The sequence below is a fragment of the Hominibacterium faecale genome (genome assembly GCF_020734085.1).
GTDB lineage: Bacteria > Bacillota > Clostridia > Peptostreptococcales > Anaerovoracaceae > Hominibacterium > Hominibacterium faecale.
In genome coordinates this window covers 1-18402 of the sequence record NZ_JAJAGH010000012.1, presented here as the reverse complement: position 1 = coordinate 18402, position 18402 = coordinate 1, and the positions used below count along the sequence as shown (strand labels likewise).

16 protein-coding genes are annotated in these 18402 nt (G+C 47.8%); 15 read left to right on the top strand and 1 reads right to left on the bottom strand.

Features of this window, described 5'->3' with window-relative positions:
- Positions 1-2 precede the first annotated feature (2 nt).
- Positions 3-1316 (top strand): 2-hydroxyacyl-CoA dehydratase subunit D, encoded by a 1314-nt coding sequence (locus LG211_RS15825; RefSeq protein WP_269477970.1) that lies wholly within the window; start codon positions 3-5, stop codon positions 1314-1316.
- A complete protein-coding gene (locus tag LG211_RS15820; RefSeq protein WP_253020256.1) occupies positions 1313-2530 on the top strand; it encodes a CaiB/BaiF CoA transferase family protein in 1218 nt (405 codons plus the stop codon). The genes LG211_RS15825 and LG211_RS15820 overlap by 4 nt, the downstream gene beginning before the upstream one ends.
- Positions 2531-2632: 102 nt before the next feature.
- Here LG211_RS15820 and LG211_RS15815 read toward each other — a convergent pair whose 3' ends face one another.
- Entirely contained in the window at positions 2633-3826 is a 1194-nt protein-coding gene (locus LG211_RS15815; protein ID WP_269477969.1) for a PucR family transcriptional regulator, read from the bottom strand.
- A gap of 194 nt (positions 3827-4020) precedes the next feature.
- On the opposite strand from LG211_RS15815, the gene LG211_RS15810 reads away from it, so the two are divergent.
- From LG211_RS15810 to LG211_RS15750, 13 genes are all read left to right on the top strand, one after another.
- The gene (locus tag LG211_RS15810; protein ID WP_269477968.1) at positions 4021-5268 is read left to right on the top strand and encodes an MFS transporter; all 1248 of its coding nucleotides are present in this window, start codon (positions 4021-4023) and stop codon (positions 5266-5268) included.
- A 96-nt stretch (positions 5269-5364) separates the two neighbouring features.
- Positions 5365-6114 carry a helix-turn-helix transcriptional regulator gene (locus tag LG211_RS15805; RefSeq protein ID WP_269477967.1) on the top strand — a complete coding sequence of 250 codons (750 nt, stop codon included), beginning with the start codon at positions 5365-5367 and terminating at the stop codon, positions 6112-6114.
- 186 nt (positions 6115-6300) lie between these two features.
- On the top strand, positions 6301-7668 hold the full coding sequence (locus LG211_RS15800) for an MATE family efflux transporter (RefSeq protein WP_269477966.1): 1368 nt from the start codon (positions 6301-6303) through the stop codon (positions 7666-7668).
- A gap of 16 nt (positions 7669-7684) precedes the next feature.
- Positions 7685-9169, top strand: coding sequence for a M81 family metallopeptidase (locus LG211_RS15795; protein ID WP_269477965.1), 1485 nt, complete (start codon positions 7685-7687; stop codon positions 9167-9169).
- A 98-nt stretch (positions 9170-9267) separates the two neighbouring features.
- Complete coding sequence (locus LG211_RS15790) at positions 9268-9936, top strand: cyclase family protein (RefSeq protein ID WP_148398791.1); 669 nt, start codon at positions 9268-9270, stop codon at positions 9934-9936.
- 26 nt (positions 9937-9962) lie between these two features.
- Complete coding sequence (locus LG211_RS15785; protein ID WP_253020251.1) at positions 9963-10256, top strand: cupin domain-containing protein; 294 nt, start codon at positions 9963-9965, stop codon at positions 10254-10256.
- 392 nt (positions 10257-10648) lie between these two features.
- Entirely contained in the window at positions 10649-12271 is a 1623-nt protein-coding gene (locus tag LG211_RS15780; protein WP_269477964.1) for a coiled-coil domain-containing protein, read from the top strand.
- Positions 12264-12923 (top strand): signal peptidase I, encoded by a 660-nt coding sequence (gene lepB / locus LG211_RS15775; protein WP_269477963.1) that lies wholly within the window; start codon positions 12264-12266, stop codon positions 12921-12923. Before LG211_RS15780 ends, lepB begins: the two co-directional genes overlap by 8 nt.
- Before the next feature lie 10 nt (positions 12924-12933).
- The gene (locus tag LG211_RS15770) at positions 12934-13506 is read left to right on the top strand and encodes a xanthine phosphoribosyltransferase (protein WP_148398783.1); all 573 of its coding nucleotides are present in this window, start codon (positions 12934-12936) and stop codon (positions 13504-13506) included.
- A 111-nt stretch (positions 13507-13617) separates the two neighbouring features.
- On the top strand, positions 13618-14730 hold the full coding sequence (locus LG211_RS15765) for a BMP family ABC transporter substrate-binding protein (RefSeq protein WP_148398781.1): 1113 nt from the start codon (positions 13618-13620) through the stop codon (positions 14728-14730).
- A gap of 89 nt (positions 14731-14819) precedes the next feature.
- A complete protein-coding gene (locus tag LG211_RS15760) occupies positions 14820-16340 on the top strand; it encodes an ABC transporter ATP-binding protein (protein ID WP_336246079.1) in 1521 nt (506 codons plus the stop codon).
- Positions 16340-17413 carry an ABC transporter permease gene (locus LG211_RS15755; RefSeq protein ID WP_148398779.1) on the top strand — a complete coding sequence of 358 codons (1074 nt, stop codon included), beginning with the start codon at positions 16340-16342 and terminating at the stop codon, positions 17411-17413. The genes LG211_RS15760 and LG211_RS15755 overlap by 1 nt, the downstream gene beginning before the upstream one ends.
- Before the next feature lie 2 nt (positions 17414-17415).
- Entirely contained in the window at positions 17416-18342 is a 927-nt protein-coding gene (locus LG211_RS15750; RefSeq protein WP_148398777.1) for an ABC transporter permease, read from the top strand.
- Positions 18343-18402: the final 60 nt, after the last annotated feature.

Here is an 18402-nt window from a genome sequence, read left to right as displayed (position 1 = left end):
GTATGTCGGAAGAAAAAAAGCCGATGAAAGGACAGAGATCCGTTAAAAGTATGGAGGCTGCAAAAACAGCCAGCAAATATCAGAAAGAATGGTTTTTCGGACTGCAGGATCGTGTCGCCGGCGGAGAACCCTTTGCTTACATCAATGCGGATGTGCCGCTGGAAATTCTAAGGGCTATGGATATACCATTTGTTGTTAATCAATGGTGGGCGGCCATTTGCTCCGCCAAACAGATGTCTCCGCGTTACTTTAACTTCCTTCGGGAAAACGGTTACCGGGACGACTTGTGCAGCTATTGCGCCACCGCTTTTGCTGGAAGCATGGACCCGGTACCGGAGCAGGGACCGTGGGGAGGGCTTCCAAGGCCCACCCTGGCCATCACTCGTCTGACCTGCGACAGCCAGGGAAGAATCTTCGAGCTGCTGGCCCAAAAATACGGCGCCAAGTTTTATCCCATCGAAAATACCATCCCCACCATTGCCCCGGACCGTTGGTGGGAAAAAGCTCCGGACAACTGGGAAGAGCTTTATGAGAGCGAGCGCCTGGATGCGGCTGTGGAGGAGCTGAAAGGATTCATTCGCTTTCTGGAAATGGAAACCGGACGAATGTTTGATGAAAATCAGCTGATTAAAGTCATGAATTTGATTAATGAGCAGGAAGGTTATTATAAAAAGGCGCGGGATTTAATTGCTGATACAGTGCCGGCCCCGGTTACCATTGCCGATACGGTGAATGCAGTGATGCAGGCCCAGTGGCAGCGGGGAACCCAATGGGCTGCCGATCATGCCCGAAAATTTTACGAAGAAATCAAGGCCATGGTGGATACCGGTCACAAAGCATGCCCCAATGAAAAAATACGGCTGATGTGGATCGGCAGAGGGCTCTGGTTTAATTTGGGCTTTTATCAATATTTTGAAAAAAAATACGGCGCCGCGTTCATTTGGTCCATGTATCTGGCTATGGGGGCAGACGCATATATCCGAAACCACGTGGAAGATGATCCGCTGCGGGCCCTTGCAGCCAGGTTTATCGGCATGGAGGACTTTCTCCATATGCCGCCCTGGAATGCCCAATGGTTTGTCTCAGAGGCCAGGCATAATAAAATTGACGGTGTTGTTTATCTGGTTCCGGAAAACTGCATGCAGGCGGTAGAAGGCTCTTACTTCATTACCAAACGGCTGGAGGATGCGGGAATCCCCGTGCTCCAGCTGAGAGCGGATCCAGTGGATGCGAGAAAATGGAACCAGGAAACAATGACCGAAGCAGTGGAAACATTCTTACAGGATCGAATCATCGGGAAGGGAGAAAAAAGATGACAGAAACAGGACCTTTAACAGGATATAAGATATTGGATTTGACACAATTTGAATCGGGCACGGTTTGTACGGAAACGCTGGCCTGGATGGGCGCGGAAGTCTGGAAGGTAGAGCGTCCGGGAACCGGCGAGCTGGGGCGGTACTCCATTGCAGAGCCGGATCAGGATTCGGTGGGGTTTATCCTTGTTAACATGAATAAAAAATCCATTACATGTAATCTCAAGAGCGCGGAAGGGCTGGACTTGATCTACCAACTGCTGAAAGAAGCCGATGCCATTGTCGAGAACATGGGACCGGGCTCCATCGAGAAGCTGGGGCTGGGATATGATAAGTGCAAGGAGATCAACCCGAAGATCATCTATGCCCAGATCAAAGGTTTTGGCATGGATGGCCCCTATAAGGATTATCCTGCCTTCAACCCCATTGCTACGGCAGTGGGAGGAATGCCTGCTATTACCGGATTTCCGGGAGGAAAGCCTCTCCAATCCGGATTGAATCTGGCGGACTCGGGAGCCGGTTATATGTGCGCCATGTCCATGATCGCGGCCTTGCTGCAAAGAGAACGGACCGGAGTCGGACAGAGAATTGAAGTGGCCATGCAGGATGTGGTCATCGCATTCGGACGTTCCAGCTGGGAGCCCTATTACCGGGAAGGCAGACCGCCGAAAAGAGTGGGCAACGGCATGCCGCTGGAGGATGTGGGACCGGCCGGTATGTATCCGTGCAAACCGTTCGGCGAAAACGATTATGTACATATCTACTGCTCCAGACACCCGGGCAGCAAGCATTTTTCCAATCTGTGCCGGATCATCGGCAGACCGGATCTGCTGGAAGACGAACGATTTGCCACGCCGCGCTCCAGATTCCAATATAAAGATGTGCTTGATCCAATTATTGAAGAATGGACCGGCCAGCACACCAAACAGGAGGCGATGGATATTCTCTGCAAAGCGGATATCCCGGCTGGAGCAGTGCTTGACTGTGATGACATTACCAAGGATCCGTACCTGCGAAAACGGGGTATGATGGTGGAGCTGGAGACCAAAGACAGAGGCAAACTGGTGGTCCCCGGCTTTGCGTCCAGGATGTCGGAAAACCATGTTCCCTATAAACCTTCTCCGGGACTGGGAGAAAGCAACCAGGAAGTGTATCAAGGGATCCTGGGACTTTCCGATGAGGAACTGCAGGCCTTAAAGGAGAAAAAAGTTATATAGAAGAAAAAAGAGGCTGAAAAGTGTCAGTCTCTTTTGTTATTATTCAGGAAATATCGATAAAATTCATATTGACAGACATGCATACGTTTTTTCTTCCAGGCGTTATGGTGTTTTGTTCCCGTCCGTTTCCAGTACAGGCAGCAGTTTAAAGGATTTCTGCTTATACTTTTCATAATAGTCATAGAGCATGCAGGAAAAGAGCAGGCGCTGCCGGATTAAAGGATCTTCAAGATCATCCTCCACGATTTCTACAATTCGATTGATCTTATTCATGGTGGTGTTGCGGTGCATAAAGAGAATTTGCGATGTTTTGGTCAAATTGCGATCGTGCAGGAGATAGCACAGCAAAATTTCCCGCAGATTGGTGTTATGCTCCGTATCATAACGAATCAAAGCTGCAAGACCCGGATGGGTTAAATAGAGGACATTATCATGGTGGCAGATCTGCTCGTACTGGCGGTAGCACAAATCTAAAATAAAGTAGGTTCCATACTCTTCCTGGGTAAAAATCCGTTTTCCCGAATCCGGGAACATTTTTCTGGCAATGGACAAAATTCGTTTAGCAATCAGATATTCCGTGCGAATCATTTCAAAGTTGCGGGTATGGTTGCTGATCCCGGCATAAGCGTCGTATTTTTCCAAAATGGATTGCAGCGCTTCCTGTCTTTCCACCGCCAGGTGGATCGATCGACCGGGGCTGTGATACATGACGACCGCCCGGTTGGAAAACAACGTCACATTGGAAGTCGGAAAAGCGTTCCTAAGATCAGCTTTGATTTCTTCGGGAGCACTTTGAAAACGGCCTGGGTCTGAGGCTTCAATGACAAATAGATTATACGCTTCTGCCGATTGGAAGGGCAGCTCGTACAAACCGGATTTGATTTCATCTTCATAGGAAAGCTCCCTGGAGACGATATTGCGGAAAAAGACATCAAAGGATGATTCCAGTGAGCCTCCTTGGGGAAAAGCCTTTCGCAGGGAAAGCAATGCCTGGTTCAGTTTATTGTATAGAGGAATCAAATTCAGCGTGGTTTCGACTAAGCTGACCGCCGGTGCGGCAGCGGACTGAGCCTGTTCCTCCAAAGGCGCAAAAAAAACCACACTCTTGGGAATCTCATAATGTTTCATGACAGCGGCGATTTCATTAATGGTTCCTATGCAAATGCTGTCTGCGGGTATCGGCGTATTTCTGTCCAGGAGCACAATCTGGACCGGGATTGTACGCAGATCGTTTTTTATATGGATGTTTTTTACCGTGCTCCCCAGCGTTTGCAATAAATAGTTGATGATTTTCATAAGATTACCTCTGATAAAGAATTGGGTAAAACGTTACTTACCCTGTTCTGTTTATTTTATAATAGAATCACCGGGGAAGCAAATAAAATCGGGACTATACGGATGTGCAACCTGACTATTTTATCTTTTCCAATTAGTGAAGGATCTATATTTCAGGGAAAAGTATTTGCCATCCTGACCAAGAAGCGTGCATAATGGAAGACAGGAAGGAAGTTGTTTATAAAATGGAAGAAGAAAAAATATTTAACAAAAACTATATATTGCTGATGATCATCAACACGCTTTTGTTTACCAGCTTCAATATGATCAATCCGGTGCTCCCCAAATATGTGACCGGTTTGGGGATGAGCGTTACGCTGGCCGGTGTCCTGTCAGGGTGCTTCTCCATCACGGCGCTGATTTTCAGGCCCCTGAGCGGCATTGCGGCGGATAAGATGAATCAAAAGAGACTATATCTGGCAGCGGGCGCCATCATCACCGCTGCCTGCTGCGGATATGCCGTGTTCAGCAGTTTTTCAGGGTTGTTTTTCGTAAGAGTGGTGCACGGAATTTTCTTTGCCGTTGATACGACGGTTTCTTTGGTGCTGGTAACCCGATATATACCGAAGGGGAAGATGGGCCAGGGAATCGGATTCTTCGGTATCGGGCCTATTATTGCCATAGCCTTTGCCCCCGGAATGGGACTGAAAATCGGAACAACCTACGGATACATAAACAGTTTTTTCATTGCTGCAGTCATGTCCGCCGCGGCAACACTGCTGATCCTGTTTGTTGCCAATCAAGAACAAAGGGAAACGCCAGATGCTGAATCAGAGAAAATCCAGGAGAGCAAAGCTCTGCCGCAGCCGGCGGGCCGCAGACTTTCTTTAAAACAGTTTATAGCCACAGAAGTGATCGTCTTTGCTTTTCTTGCAGGACTCTTTTCCTTTGCCAATAGTATCGAATACACATTTATCGCACTTTACAGCGAGACGAAAGGAATCGACGACATTTCCATCTACTTTACCGTGAGCGCGGCTTTCATTCTGCTGTCCAGGCTCTTTGCGGGAAGGATTTATGATAAAAAGGGCTTGGCGGTCATTCTCTATCCGGCGTATCTGGTCGGGGCTGTCAGCATGTTCATCCTGGGAAATGCCGGGTGTATGGCCATGTTCCTGGCTGCGGCGGCGCTAAAAGCACTGGGGCAGGGCGCCGGGCAGCCCTCTCTTCAGTCCCAGTGCATGACTTCCGTTTCCCAGGATCGGGTCGGCGTGGCAAGCAGCACCTATTATCTGGGGCCGGACATTATGCAGGGCATTGGCCCAATTGTTGGCGGGGCAGTCATTGACCGGGCAGGCTATGCGGCAGCGTACGATTTGTGCGGCATCCTGATGTTGGCCGGAATTGTCTTCTATGCCGGTTATATGAGATACAAAAAAGGAAAGGCGGCCATGCAGGCCTGATAAACCAGCCAAGGGGTAATTTTTGATACGGAACTTGGATAAGAAACCGGTAAAGCGTGATATAATAAAACAATCACATTTTGGGAGGTTGTATACATGCTGACAGAAAAAGAATGGCTGCTGATCAACGACATTATAAAAGAGATTTATGCGGCGAAAAATCTCAAGCAGTTTGGAGAGACCTTTCTGCTGCTGATTCGCAAATTGATACCGTTTCGTTCTGCTGCGTTCACCATAATCGATAATGGTTTTACCGTGCGGGAGCAGCAATATGCAGGCATCAATTTACCGGCCAGCAGTATCAGGGAATATAATGAAAAATATGCGGATCAGGACTATACCAATGAAATTCTCAGCTTTCCCAAATCGACTTCTTACCGCGATACCGATCTCATCAATGAAGAGCAGAAACAGAAAACAACGATCTATCGGGAATGGCTGGCCCCCCAGGGGAAAAAGTACGGCGGCGGCCTGACTATTAAATTGGAAAACCGGCTTATAAGCTGTATAACTTTGTTTCGGGATGAAATGAACGGGCCCTTGTCGGATCGGGAACTCTACATTTTAGATTTGTTCATCGGCCATATGGAAAGTATCATCGGCTATCTGCTCATTGAACAGCAAAATCGCTTTATGGATTTCAAGACTATGCAGGCTTACCAAAAACTCTCCGGACGGGAGAAGGAAATCATACCCTATGTGCTAAAAGGCTATTCCAACGATGATCTAAGCGAAATCTTTTACATTTCAAGCTCAACGGCCAAAAAGCATGTTTACAGCATTCTCTCTAAATTCCAGGTGTCCAGCCGGGGTGAGTTGATCAAACTTATCGCTTCGCAGGAATAATGGTCTTTTTCGCCAAGTGAAAAGTAGCAAAAAAGACCATTGACCTATCTAAAAGGAGCATGGATCGGGAAATTTCGATTCTTTTAGACAATTTATAAAATATTCAGATAAAGATATACTTTTAAGTGTAAAAGGTATATCTTTTTTAGCTTCTAATCCTTCATAAATTTAAAGGAGATAATGAAAATGTCTGAAACTGTATTAAAAAATGAAAACAGTGAACTGCTGACAGGCCATGTGCCTAAACTATTTTGGAAGTATGCGCTGCTTTCGGTGGCAGGTGTTATGTTCTCCTGTCTGGCCGTCATTATCGACGGGTACTTTATGGGCAACGCTGTAGGGGAATTGGCTCTGGGAGCAATTGCGGTCTGTATTACACTGATGTATTTCTGCATGGGACTGTGCGCCATGTTCGGCGTGGGAGCATCGACCCTGGCCGGTATCAAACTGGGGCAGGGGAAACGGGATGAAGCAAGAAACGTCTATGGCAGCACCCTTTTATTCGCCTTAATTCTGACAGTGGTAATCGGAATTCTGTCCATCCTTTTCCTCAATCCGCTGTTGAGATTCTTAGGCGCGACAGATGCCATTCTGCCATACGCCCGGGCTTATGGGCTGGTGTTTTTCTCATTTCTGCCTCTGAGCGTTCTCGGCCAGATTGGCTACTATTTCTGCCGGCTGGCGGAAAAGCCCCGTATGGCGGCGATCATCTTTGTTGCTTCCGGCTTGGCGGCCATCCTTGTGGAATACATCATGGTCTTTAAGCTGCATATTGAAACCGCAGCTTCGGCTACTGATTTTATAATCGGCGTTGCCGGTACGGTTCTGTTGATTCCTTATTTGCAGGGGACCGCCAATCCTTTCAAGTTAAGAAAACGGGATTTGAAAATCAGATTTGATTACATTTGGGAATCAATCAAGATCGGTTTTCCCATGTTCCTCTTCAACCTTTGTCCGCTTATTACAACGGTCATCATCAATAGGCAGCTGATCGCTTATGGCGGCAATGACCTGCATATCGCGGCCTTCGGTATTTTTAACGCATATATCGTTTACGTCATGAACTGTCTGACCACCGGGCTGACAGCCGGTATCCAGCCCATTGCCAGCGTCAACTACGGGGCCAATGAAAACGGAAGAATCAAACAGCTGTTAAAGACCGGCGTCGGCCAGAGTTTTCTCGTGCTGCTGGCCCTGCAGGTGATCATTCTCATAGCAGCCCGGCCGTGCGTAAGCTTCTTCGCAGGAGATGCGGGTGAACTGACCGACATCACCGTCAGCGCCATGAGAATTTATATCCTAATGTTTGCCTTCGGCAATGTTTCCACATTGGTTGGCGGCTACTATATCGGGATCGAAAACAACAAGCTGGCTATCCTCAATTCAACAACCAGAGTGCTGATTTTTGCAGTGCCGATGCTGTTTGTGATTCCAAAGCTGTTCGGCCTCAATGGCGTTTGGATGGCACAGCCCTTCGCGGATGCACTAGCATGCATCATCGCAGTCATCTGCCTGGCACACGAATTTAAGAGATTATCAAAAACGGAAAAGTAAAGAAGGGAGATTTATTATGAAAATTGCAATTGGTGGATTTATCCATGAAGGTAACAGCTTTAGTGTGGAAACCATTGGCCTGGAAAAATTCAAGGAAATGATTTATACCGAAAGCGGAAATCTAATTGAGAGGCACCGCCATGATCGCCGGATTCTCGGAGGATTTATCGATTATGCCGAAGATCAGAAGTGGGAAATCCTGCCGTTGGTAGCAGCGATGGCAGTACCGGCAGGCCCGGTAAAAAAAGAAACCTATGAACATATAAAAGCGCAATTTTGCGAGCCGTTAAAAAGAGAAAAGGTGGATGGAATTCTGCTCCATTTACACGGGGCGATTGTTTCGGAAGAAGTTCCGGATTGCGAAGGCGCTATTCTGACCGCCGTCAGGGAGATTGTGGGCAATGAGATCCCAATGATGACCGTGCACGACTTGCATGCTAATGTATCGCCGGCAATGATCCAGACGGTAAATGGACTGTTCGGCTACAATACTCAGCCACATGCCGATATGTATGAGCGGGAACAGGAAGCAGCCGCACTGATGGGACGCACCTTAAAAGGAGAAGTAAAAACTTATTGTACTTATGCCCAGCCGCCGCTTTTGCTTCCGGCCATATCCACGGACACGGCCATCGGAGCGATGAAGCCGGTGATCGAAAAAGCATTCCAATATGAAGAGGAAAACGGCATCATCAACGTTTCGCCTTTTGCCGGCTATTATGGGTCGGACACGGTAAATACGGGAGCTTCGGCAGTTGTCGTGGCGCAGGCGGATAAGGAACAGCGGGCAAATGAAATCGCAGCTGAAATGGCAGATTACTTCTGGCAGCAAAAGGAAACCTTTTTCGTGGAAACGGTTTCGGTCAAAGATGCTCTGAAAATAGCCGAACAGACTGAGAAGCTGTGCTTTTTCGTCGATGAAGCCGACGATCCGATGGGCGGAGGCCCGGCTGACGGTACCTACATACTGAGCCGGCTGCTTGAGGAAGGCGCTGATTCGGCAGCGGTTATGACCATTTTCGATCCTGAATTTGTTGCGCTGGCGTTCCAGGCTGGAGAAGGAAATGCCGTTTCCGGCCTGCTGGGCGGAAAGATTGACAACAAGCACGGTGATCCCATCCAAGTGGAAGGAACGGTTGTTAAATTATATGAAGGCAAAATCCCCCTTGTATGCTGGAATGAAGAGGACCTGCAGAACCCGGGCAGAATCGCGGTGGTAGACTTTAAGGGTATTCATATTGTGGTGACCCAGCATAAAACATCCACAGAAAGCATCAATGTTTTCAAGTATCTGAATATGGACGCAACGGCTTACAAAGTCCTTGTCGGAAAAGGGCTGGGAGAAGCTTATCAAATGGTTTTCAAAGAGATGGCCGATAAATTTATCACCATCGACAGTATCGGCGTGACCAATCCGGATGTGACAAAGATCGGAGACTTTAAGAACATCAGAAGGCCGGTTTATCCGCTGGACCCGGGCACAGAAATGAGGTATGAATAAACAATCAGTTTATTTCTATACATAGACCTTTTATGCGGCAGGCTTCTTGTTTCCCGGAGCCTGCTGCGAAATTTTGAGAATAAAGGAGAGCAATAAAGATGAAAATCTATGATTTGTCAGCCACAGTCAATGAAGAGCTGTGGTATTACGGAACGCCCTATGTTCCCTATCGGACAAAATACCTGGCTACGGTCAAAGGCAATGGATATATCACCAAAGAACATATCTTAACATCCCACACCGGAACCCATCTGGAGTGTGGCAAGCACTGGTGGGATGATGGGGAATGCGCAGATCAGGTGGCACTGGAGAAAATAGCGGGTCATGCCAGAGTATTGCGGTTTGCGTGCAAGGAGCAGCCTTTTTACGGGATTACACCGGAAATGCTGGAAGCCGCAGGAGCTGACCGGCTGGAAGAAGGCGACATCTGCATCATCGCCACTGGATGGGATAAACGGATTAAGGAGGCTAATTATACCTGGGAAAGCCCATTTATTACGGTAGAATCGGCCAATTATCTAAAAGAAAAAAAGATCAAGGCCTTTGCCATCGATGCTCCCATGTTCGGTGATCCCCGGGATGGGATGGATGTGGTTCCGGAAGGCCTGGAGCTGCCGGACTATGTATTCCAGAAGGCGGGAATTCCGTGCATCCTCGGCCTGGTCCATGCGGCGCAGCTGCCGGATGAGGTGTTTTTTATCGGCGCGCCGTTAAAGCTGGAAGGAGCGGACGGCTCCCCGGTCAGGGCCATGGCCATGGAGTTATAATAGCAAGCAAGAAAGGAGAAAGAGAATTGACAATTAAAGATATCAAAGTGAAAAAAATTACAGCTGAGGAAGCGGTTCGGATCGGCGCCGATCAGTGGGAAGTTCTGATTGATGAGGAACCTCTGGAAGAAGAGTGGCTGGTGGAAGAGCAAGAAGCCAGCTATATCGTAGAGGGTGAGGCCATTGTTACTGTAAATGGTGAAGAACTGATGCTGACACCCGGCACCCTCGTTTCGTTTCCCAAAGGGCTTTCGTGTATCTGGAAAACGCCGAAATATATGAAGAAAACCTTTAAAGAAGGTTTTGACTTTGAGGTGTAATTATACATTCAAATATAGACGAAGAAAAGGGGCTGCCGCATCAAAGGATGAATGGGATCAGCCTCTTTTTTTCGCACAATATCACGAAGTGTTAATTGGTTTACCATAATAAAAATGCCCTATTTTTGCGCAAATTAGTGTAAGCGGCGGCCAGCCAGCCTGATGAAACAAGGAGACGGCCGCACTAAATATAAAGTCAGAAGGAGGCGATAAGCGTAAAAGCGGTTGACTTTCATGGCAGAATCCTTATAATTTAAAGGGTATAAATTATGTGGAGACAAATAGAAAATAAAATGTTATAATAAATCTGTCTGAACCATTTTCAGGACACTGCGGACCTGAATGGATACAAATGAGAAAATCTATAACTGAAAATCAGAAAGAGGCTAGGTATGGATAGAAACGAAATCGCAAGCAAGAGAAAAGAAGAAGTTATCAAGTTGCTTCAGAATATGAACATAAAAAAAGACGCCGACGGAGGCTTCGCAAAAGAGGCGGTCTATGCGAGCATGCAGGACCTCTGCAACTTATATGAATCGAATATCGCTCAGCTGGAGCAGACATTCGATTCAGAAATACAGGTTTTACAGAAACAGATGCAGGCGGAAAAGACCTCCATGGAACAGCGGATTGCCGAAAGTAAGCGTCAGGCTGAGCAGGAAGCTGAAATCAAAATGAAAGAAATTCAGCAGAGACTGCAAAAATATGAAGCCAACAACGATGTTTATATCAACATGATGATGGAAGCGAAGAAAAACAGCAACGAGATTGTTTCTAGAGCTAGGGCGGAAGTTACCCAGATGTTGGAAGAGGGCAGAGCGCAGCTGGCTGAAGAAGAAAAGAAGCAGGAAGAAGAGAGGCTGCAGCTCCAAGCTGAAAAGGTACGGACACAGACAGAACTGCAGCAGGAACGGGAAGAGTTTGAAAAAGAGGCGCAAGCGTCCAGAAGCCGTTTTGAAATGGAAATGAAGGCGCTGCGTGACAAAATAGAGGCCGATAAAGCAGAGAGCGAAATTCTGCTCAAAGCGCAGAAAGAACAGGCCGAAGAAGATATGCAGATGGCAAAGGCCAAGTCTCAGATGCAGATCGAAGCTGCGTGGGCTGAGGCAGAAAGACAGATCAATGAGAAGCGGGCTCAGGTTAACGCAGAATTGGAAGCTGAACAAAAGCGCATCCGGGTTCAGCTGGAATCGGAACAAAAGCGCATTACCGAACAACTGGAAGCGAGACAGCAAAAAGTTCAGGCAGACCTGGAAGCAAGAGAAAAGAAGATTAACGAAGAACTAGAAACAAAACAGAGTAAAGTCAATGCACAGCTGGAGGCAGACCAGAATCGGGTTCGGGAAGAGCTGGAAGCAGAAAAGAAAAAAGTACGCGAAGAACTGGCTGCTGAAAAGAATCGTGTTCGGGAAGAATTGGCCGCTGAACAAAATAAAGTCAACGCGCAGCTTAAGGCAAAGGAAGAGCGCGTCAATCATGAGCTGGAAAGAAAACAGCAGAGAGTCAGACAAGAACTGGAAGCGGAGCAGCAGGCTGTCCGCAAGGAAGTTCAGGAAGCCCGTGCCAAGAGCCAGGCTGAAGTCAAAGCTGTTCAGGAAAGCCTGGCCAAAAATGTCCAGCAGGCCAGAGAAAACTTTAATTCTGAAGTACAGACCATGCGCGCCAATCTGGAAATCGAAATGCAGAACGAAAAATCCATGGCTAGAGCGGAGATCAATCGCATGAAGGCTGAAATGGAAGAACAGAAAAAAGCTCTTGAAAGCCGGATGGAGCAGGAGCGGAGAAACCTGGAGCTGGAAGAAAAGAAACTGCAGCAGCAGAAATATAAATATAGTACATATATTGAAACCATAGAAGGCGAATTCGGGAAAGTCAAGTCCGATATTGGCAGTGTAACAGAAGCTTTGGAAGGAATTAGAAGTAAGCTGTATTTCCAGGATAAGGACGAGATCACCAGGAGCTATACGGATACAAGTACAGATATAGAGGATGTTCTGGTAGAGTCGGATGATTGATCTGAAGAAAGATTTGCAGCAAACTCCCAAAATAAATCTTGAGATGAATGAGAGCCTGTCTTCCGATAAATGGGTAAGGGAGGCTCTTGATGCAGCTTTTAAAGACGAAGAACCAAAGAAACCGAAAAAAAAAGAACCCGAGGATTCAAAAGAAAACCTTTTCAAGCGAAACTGGAAGTGGCTCGCCCTCGAAGCGGGGGCAGCGCTCCTTGTGGTTTTGCTTGTTTTTAATTTGATTATAGGCGTGCCGCGGATTACAGGAAATTCCATGGAGCCCAATTTCTGCAGCGGCGACCGGATCGTTATTTTTCGTTTGGCCAGAAACATAGAAAAAGGGGATATTATCGTCTTTAAAACGAAAAAAGGGGAAAAGCTGATCAAGCGAGTGGTCGCTACTGCCGGGGATACGGTGGATGTCAGCAGACAGGACGGGCTGTACATCAACGGAACCAAGGTAGAAGAAGACTATGTTTACACGGCTACGGCCATCACCGATGAGACGATGGAATATCCGGTGACCGTTCGGGAGGATTGCTATTTTGTCCTCGGTGACAACCGGGTCAACTCCAAAGACTCCAGAAGCAAAGAGGTAGGACTGGTTGAGAAAAAAGATATTGTTGGACGAGTTGTTTTGGATATAAAAAAAGTTTAGGAGACAGAGCATGGAAGCATTAAAGGATAAAATCATCCGAGAAGGACAAGCTGTCGGAACCGGGATCGTGAAAGTGGACGGGTTCCTCAACCACCAGATCGATGTTAAATTTATGGATGAGATCGGCAAAGAATTCCGCCGCCGTTTTGCAGATATCGAAGTGGATAAAATTTTGACCGTGGAAGCCAGCGGTATCGGCATCGCCTGTATGACGGCTCCGTATTTCGGCTATCCACCTGTGGTTTTCGCAAAAAAAACCACGCCCAGCACCATGACGGAAGACTTTTACGGTGCTGAAGCCAAGTCCTTTACCAAGGGAACCGTCTCTATCATTCGGGTCGCTAAAAAATATCTTCATGAAGGGGATCGGGTGCTGATTCTGGACGATTTTCTCGCCCACGGCCAAGCAGCGCTGGCAATGACACAGCTGGTACAGCAGGCGGGCGCAAAAGTCCTGGGGATCGGCGCAGTGATCGAAAAAGGCTTTCAGGGCGGCGGTCAAAAACTGCGGCAGGCAGGGTTCCGCCTGGAATCGCTGGCAGTCATCGAAAAGATTGATGACGGAACGATTGCTTTTGTGTAAAAAATTGTGATTTTCTGGACAAAATAACTTTACAAGCCAATTATGAAGTGGCTATAATGGAGTGTATCTTATTTCATTTACTTATATTTACGCAAAGGAGAGAAAAAGAACATGAAAAAAGTACTAGCAGTATTACTGGCGCTTGTTATGGTCTTCAGCTTCGCGGCATGCGGCGGCGGAAGCAGCGATGAAGGCGATAAGGACGCGGTAAAAGTTGGATGTATCTTTATCGGATCCATCAATGACGGCGGCTTTACTCAGTGCATGAACGAAGGTCTGGAAAAGGCAGCCAAAGAAAACGGAATGGAACTGGTTAAGAAAGAAAACGTAAGCGACAGTGATACGCAGGGAGCAAAAACCACTGCCACCAACCTGATCGACCAGGGATGCAAGATCATTGTAGGGTGTTCCTTCGGATACGGAGATGCTCTCAACGAGCTGGCCAATTCCGGCGACTATGATGATGTTACCTTCTTACACTTCTCAGGCCCTTACCAGAATGAAAAGAACATGGAAAACTTCTTCGGTTCCATGGAAGAAGCAAGATATCTTTCCGGCATGGCAGCAGCAGCGGCAAGCAAGAAAAACGTTCTGGGTTATGTAGCGGCTCATCCTTACACAGAAGTGCAGATTGGCATCAATGCCTTTACACTGGGCGCACAGGCAGTCAATCCGGATGTTGAAGTAAAAGTCGTTTACATCAACACTTGGGGCGATGCTGAAATCGAAAAAGCAGCGGCAGAACAGCTGATCAGCGCCGGATGCGATGTGCTGACCTATCATGCTGACTCAACAGCAACCCAGCTGGCTGCAAAAGAAGCAGGCATTTACACCACCGGCTGGAACTACAACAACAATGTTGCAGGCGAAAATTACCTGACAGCTCCTTACTGGGATATGTCCGCTTACTTCACACCGACCTTTAAGGCGATCAAAGACGGAAGCTTTAAACCGACCGGAACAAAGCCTTTCAGCAGCTACGGCTCCATCGAAAGCGGTCTGATCTGTCTGGACAAGCTGGGTGCAGCAGTACCGGAAGATGCTCAGAAGCAGATCAACGAAGTAAAGGATAAGATGGCAAAAGGCGAATTCAAAGTATTCTCCGGCGAAATCAAATACAATAACGGAAAGACTTTGTGCAAAGAAGGCCAGACCTTAACTGATGAAGAAGTATGGAAGATTCAGGGCGAGGTTGAAGGCGTGAAAGCGACTTCCAACAAATAATCATCGATGAGAAACAAATAAACTTATTGTATTGAGGGGAACCGTCAGGTCCCCCTTATACTATTTTACCATTATTTTGGAGGCGAACAGTGCAGCAAGAACTGGCAATCGAAATGAAGAACATCAGCAAATCATTCGGAACCCTCAAGGCCAATGACAATATCAATTTGTCCGTGCGGCACGGAGAGGTCCATGCTTTGCTTGGAGAAAACGGCGCAGGCAAGTCGACTCTGATGAACATGCTCTCGGGAATCTACACCCCTGATTCGGGTATCATCAAGATCAACGGGGAAGAAGTGCATTTTTCTTCGCCTAAGGAATCTATTCGCATGGGAATCGGCATGATTCATCAGCATTTCAAACTGGTCGACGTTATGACTGCAAAAGAGAACATCATCATCGGACAGCCGACTAATGTTTTTCTCCGCGGAAAAGCCCTGTCTAAAAAAGTGAAGGACCTTTCCGATCAATACGGGCTGGATATCGATCCTGATAAAAAGGTATACGATATGTCCGTGGGAGAAAAACAGACTTTGGAAATCATCAAAGTTTTATACAGGGGCGCCAAAATCCTGATCATGGATGAGCCTACTGCTGTCCTGACCCCGCAGGAAATTAAAAAACTTTTTCGGGTTATCCGCAATATGAAGGAACAGGGATGTTCGGTGGTCATCATTACCCATAAGCTCAATGAGGTTATGGAGATTTCCGACCGGGTTACGGTTCTCAGGAAAGGACAGTCCATCGAGACCGTGGTGACAGAAACGGTCAAAGTCGCCAATCTGATTGAGATGATGGTAGGCAAAAAAGTGGATTTGTCCATTGAAAAGAAAAGCTTTGATAAAAAACGTCCGCTGTTGAACATGGACGAGGTGACCGTTTTGGACAGCGAAGGGAAAAACGCCCTCTCAGATGTGAGCTTTACCTTGAATTCCCACGAGATCGTCGGTGTGGCAGGAGTGGCCAACAGCGGACAGAAGGAATTGTGCGAGGTGATTGCCGGCCTGGCCAAAGCGGAAAAAGGCAGGATCTACTTCGAAGGCGAAAATCTGGTGGGAAAAACGCCGCGGGATATTATCCGTTTGGGGATCCGCATGGGATTTATTCCGGAGGACCGGTTGGGCATGGGACTGGTGGGCTCCATGGATATCGTTCATAATATGATTCTAAAAGATTATCAGAATCAGCCGGGGATTATCCTTCAGCGGGGCCCGTGCGTAAAGAAGGCGAAAAAAATCGTCAAAGAACTGGATATCCAGACACCTAATATTTATACGCCGGTTAAAAAGCTTTCGGGCGGCAATGTACAGAAGGTGCTCCTTGGCAGGGAGATCGATTCTGCGCCCAAGGTCCTGATTACGGCATATGCGGTCCGAGGATTGGATATCGGAGCTTCTTACAAGATCTACGATCTGCTCAACGAACAGAAGGAGAGAGGCGTAGGCGTCCTCTTTGTCGGTGAAGATTTGGACGTGCTGATGGATCTGTGCGACCGGGTGATCGTGCTTTGTCATGGAGAAATTACAGGCATTGTCAAGCCGTCGGAAGTGACAAAAGAAGATATTGGTCTTTTGATGACAGGAAAACAAGATGGGGAGGCTTTGGCGTAATGGATTTTATAAGAGTGACAAAACGTGATGACCTGCCTAGAAAAAAAGAGATTATCATCACTGCCTTGGCGGTGGTGCTGTCAATTGTCTTTGCAGGCATCATTTTATTGATTTTCGGGCTTAACCCGTTTAATATTTTCAAGGAGATCGTATTGGGATCGGTTGGAACTTCTCTTCGGATCAAGCAGACGATCATTAAGGCGATCCCACTGATCATCGCGTCCATGGGAATTATCGTCGCCTTTAAAATGAAATTCTGGAATATCGGCGGTGAGGGCCAGATCACGATGGGAGCTCTCGGAGCCGGATGGGTAGCCCTTAATCTGGGCGAAAGCGTGCCTCAGCCGGTCATGATCCTGCTCATGGTGATCGCGGCTGCCATCTGCGGCGGAATTTGGGCGTTCATACCGGCGATCTTCAAGGCCAAGCTGGGAACCAATGAAACCATCTTTACCTTGATGATGAACTATGTGGCGATTAAATTCGTTACATACCTTCAGTACGGTCCCTGGATGGATCCTGCAGCCAACGGATTTCCCAAAATCGCAACGTTCTCCTCCAATGCGGTGTTGCCTTCTTTGGGCGGCGTGCATATCGGCTGGATTTTCGCGCTGATCGCGACGGCGTTTGTATATTTCTTCATTAATCATACTAAAGTCGGATACGAAATTACAGTTGTTGGAGAAAGCGTTGAAACAGCCCGCTATGCGGGTATGAATATCAGCAAGGTTATCGTCATTGCCATGCTGGTTTCCGGCGGTCTTTGCGGCATCGTCGGCATGGTGCAGGCATCGGCCATCGAAAAAACGCTGGTTGCGGCGATTGCCAACAATTATGGATTTACCGCCATCATTACCGCATGGCTTTCCAAGCTTCATGCGGGATACGCCCTGCTGGTATGCGTGGTCTTTGCCATGCTGATTCAGGGCGGCGAATACATCCAAATAGCTCTGGGCATTCCGAGCGCTGTATCGGATATTGTGCAGGGATTGGTCTTGTTCTTTGTTCTGGGAAGTGAATTTTTCATGCGGTACCGAGTTCGTTTCGGCAGAGCGTCCAAGGAGGTGGCTTAATTATGATTGAATTTCTGGCTGCGTGCGTGGTAGCGGGAACACCTCTGGTATTTGCGACGGTGGGTGAACTGATTACGGAAAAAACGGGAAACATGAATCTGGGTGTGGAAGGTATGATGCTCATGGGAGCAGTTATGGGCTTTTACACGGGGCTGAACACAGCCAATCCTGGAGCCGCGCTGCTTTCGGCGGCCCTTGCGGGAGCCGGCGGCGCCATGATTTATGCATTCGTGACGGTAACCTTGAAGGCCAATCAGGTTGTTACCGGACTGACGCTGACCATCTTCGGCACTGGCTTTGCTCAATTCGTAGGCGAACCGCTGCTGGGCTCCATGGCTCCATCTGCGATCACTTCCTTTTTCAGCAAAGTGACGATTCCTGTGCTGGGTCAGATTCCGGTTATAGGGCCGATTTTCTTCCAGCAGGATATGTTCGTGTATTTGAGCTATGTGGTCTGCGCAGTAGCAGCGGTGTACATGTATAAGACCCGCATGGGTATGAACCTGAAAGCGATGGGGGAAAACACGGCGGCAGCGGATGCTTCCGGTATCAACATCACCTTGTATAAATATGTGCACATCCTCATCGGCGGCGCGCTTTGCGGGCTGGGCGGCGCGTACCTTTCTCTGGTGCGTATTCCCATCTGGCAGGAAGACGTTGTCAACGGCAGAGGCTGGATCGCGGTGGCTCTGGTAATCTTTGTGGCATGGAATCCGATCAAAGGTTTCTTCGGCGGCGTGCTCTTCGGCGGACTGTCCATCCTGGGTCTGAAATTCCAGGCTATGGGACTTGGGATTTCCCAATACTTGGTGGATATGATTCCATATATTGCGACGATTTTGATTGTAATTATCAGTACGCATAAAAAGAGAAAAGAAAGCCAGCCTCCGGGAGATTTGGGCAACAATTACTTCCGAGAGGAGCGGTAGGGGCAAAAAACGTTTTGCTGCGGCGAGGTCCTCGGGCGGGGTTATATCGTTTGGGCGATA

What these genes read in the sequence shown, in the direction of transcription:
- LG211_RS15795 (WP_269477965.1), top strand. Translation starts at nt 7,685, where the DNA reads ATGAAAATTGCAATTGGTGGATTTATCCATGAAGGTAACAGCTTTAGT.
- LG211_RS15770 (WP_148398783.1), top strand. Translation starts at nt 12,934, where the DNA reads ATGGAAGCATTAAAGGATAAAATCATCCGAGAAGGACAAGCTGTCGGA.
- LG211_RS15825 (WP_269477970.1), top strand. Translation starts at nt 3, where the DNA reads ATGTCGGAAGAAAAAAAGCCGATGAAAGGACAGAGATCCGTTAAAAGT.
- LG211_RS15800 (WP_269477966.1), top strand. Translation starts at nt 6,301, where the DNA reads ATGTCTGAAACTGTATTAAAAAATGAAAACAGTGAACTGCTGACAGGC.
- LG211_RS15790 (WP_148398791.1), top strand. Translation starts at nt 9,268, where the DNA reads ATGAAAATCTATGATTTGTCAGCCACAGTCAATGAAGAGCTGTGGTAT.
- LG211_RS15755 (WP_148398779.1), top strand. Translation starts at nt 16,340, where the DNA reads ATGGATTTTATAAGAGTGACAAAACGTGATGACCTGCCTAGAAAAAAA.
- LG211_RS15780 (WP_269477964.1), top strand. Translation starts at nt 10,649, where the DNA reads ATGGATAGAAACGAAATCGCAAGCAAGAGAAAAGAAGAAGTTATCAAG.
- LG211_RS15805 (WP_269477967.1), top strand. Translation starts at nt 5,365, where the DNA reads ATGCTGACAGAAAAAGAATGGCTGCTGATCAACGACATTATAAAAGAG.
- LG211_RS15810 (WP_269477968.1), top strand. Translation starts at nt 4,021, where the DNA reads ATGGAAGACAGGAAGGAAGTTGTTTATAAAATGGAAGAAGAAAAAATA.
- lepB (WP_269477963.1), top strand. Translation starts at nt 12,264, where the DNA reads ATGATTGATCTGAAGAAAGATTTGCAGCAAACTCCCAAAATAAATCTT.
- LG211_RS15765 (WP_148398781.1), top strand. Translation starts at nt 13,618, where the DNA reads ATGAAAAAAGTACTAGCAGTATTACTGGCGCTTGTTATGGTCTTCAGC.
- LG211_RS15815 (WP_269477969.1), bottom strand. Translation starts at nt 3,826, where the DNA reads ATGAAAATCATCAACTATTTATTGCAAACGCTGGGGAGCACGGTAAAA.
- LG211_RS15750 (WP_148398777.1), top strand. Translation starts at nt 17,416, where the DNA reads ATGATTGAATTTCTGGCTGCGTGCGTGGTAGCGGGAACACCTCTGGTA.
- LG211_RS15820 (WP_253020256.1), top strand. Translation starts at nt 1,313, where the DNA reads ATGACAGAAACAGGACCTTTAACAGGATATAAGATATTGGATTTGACA.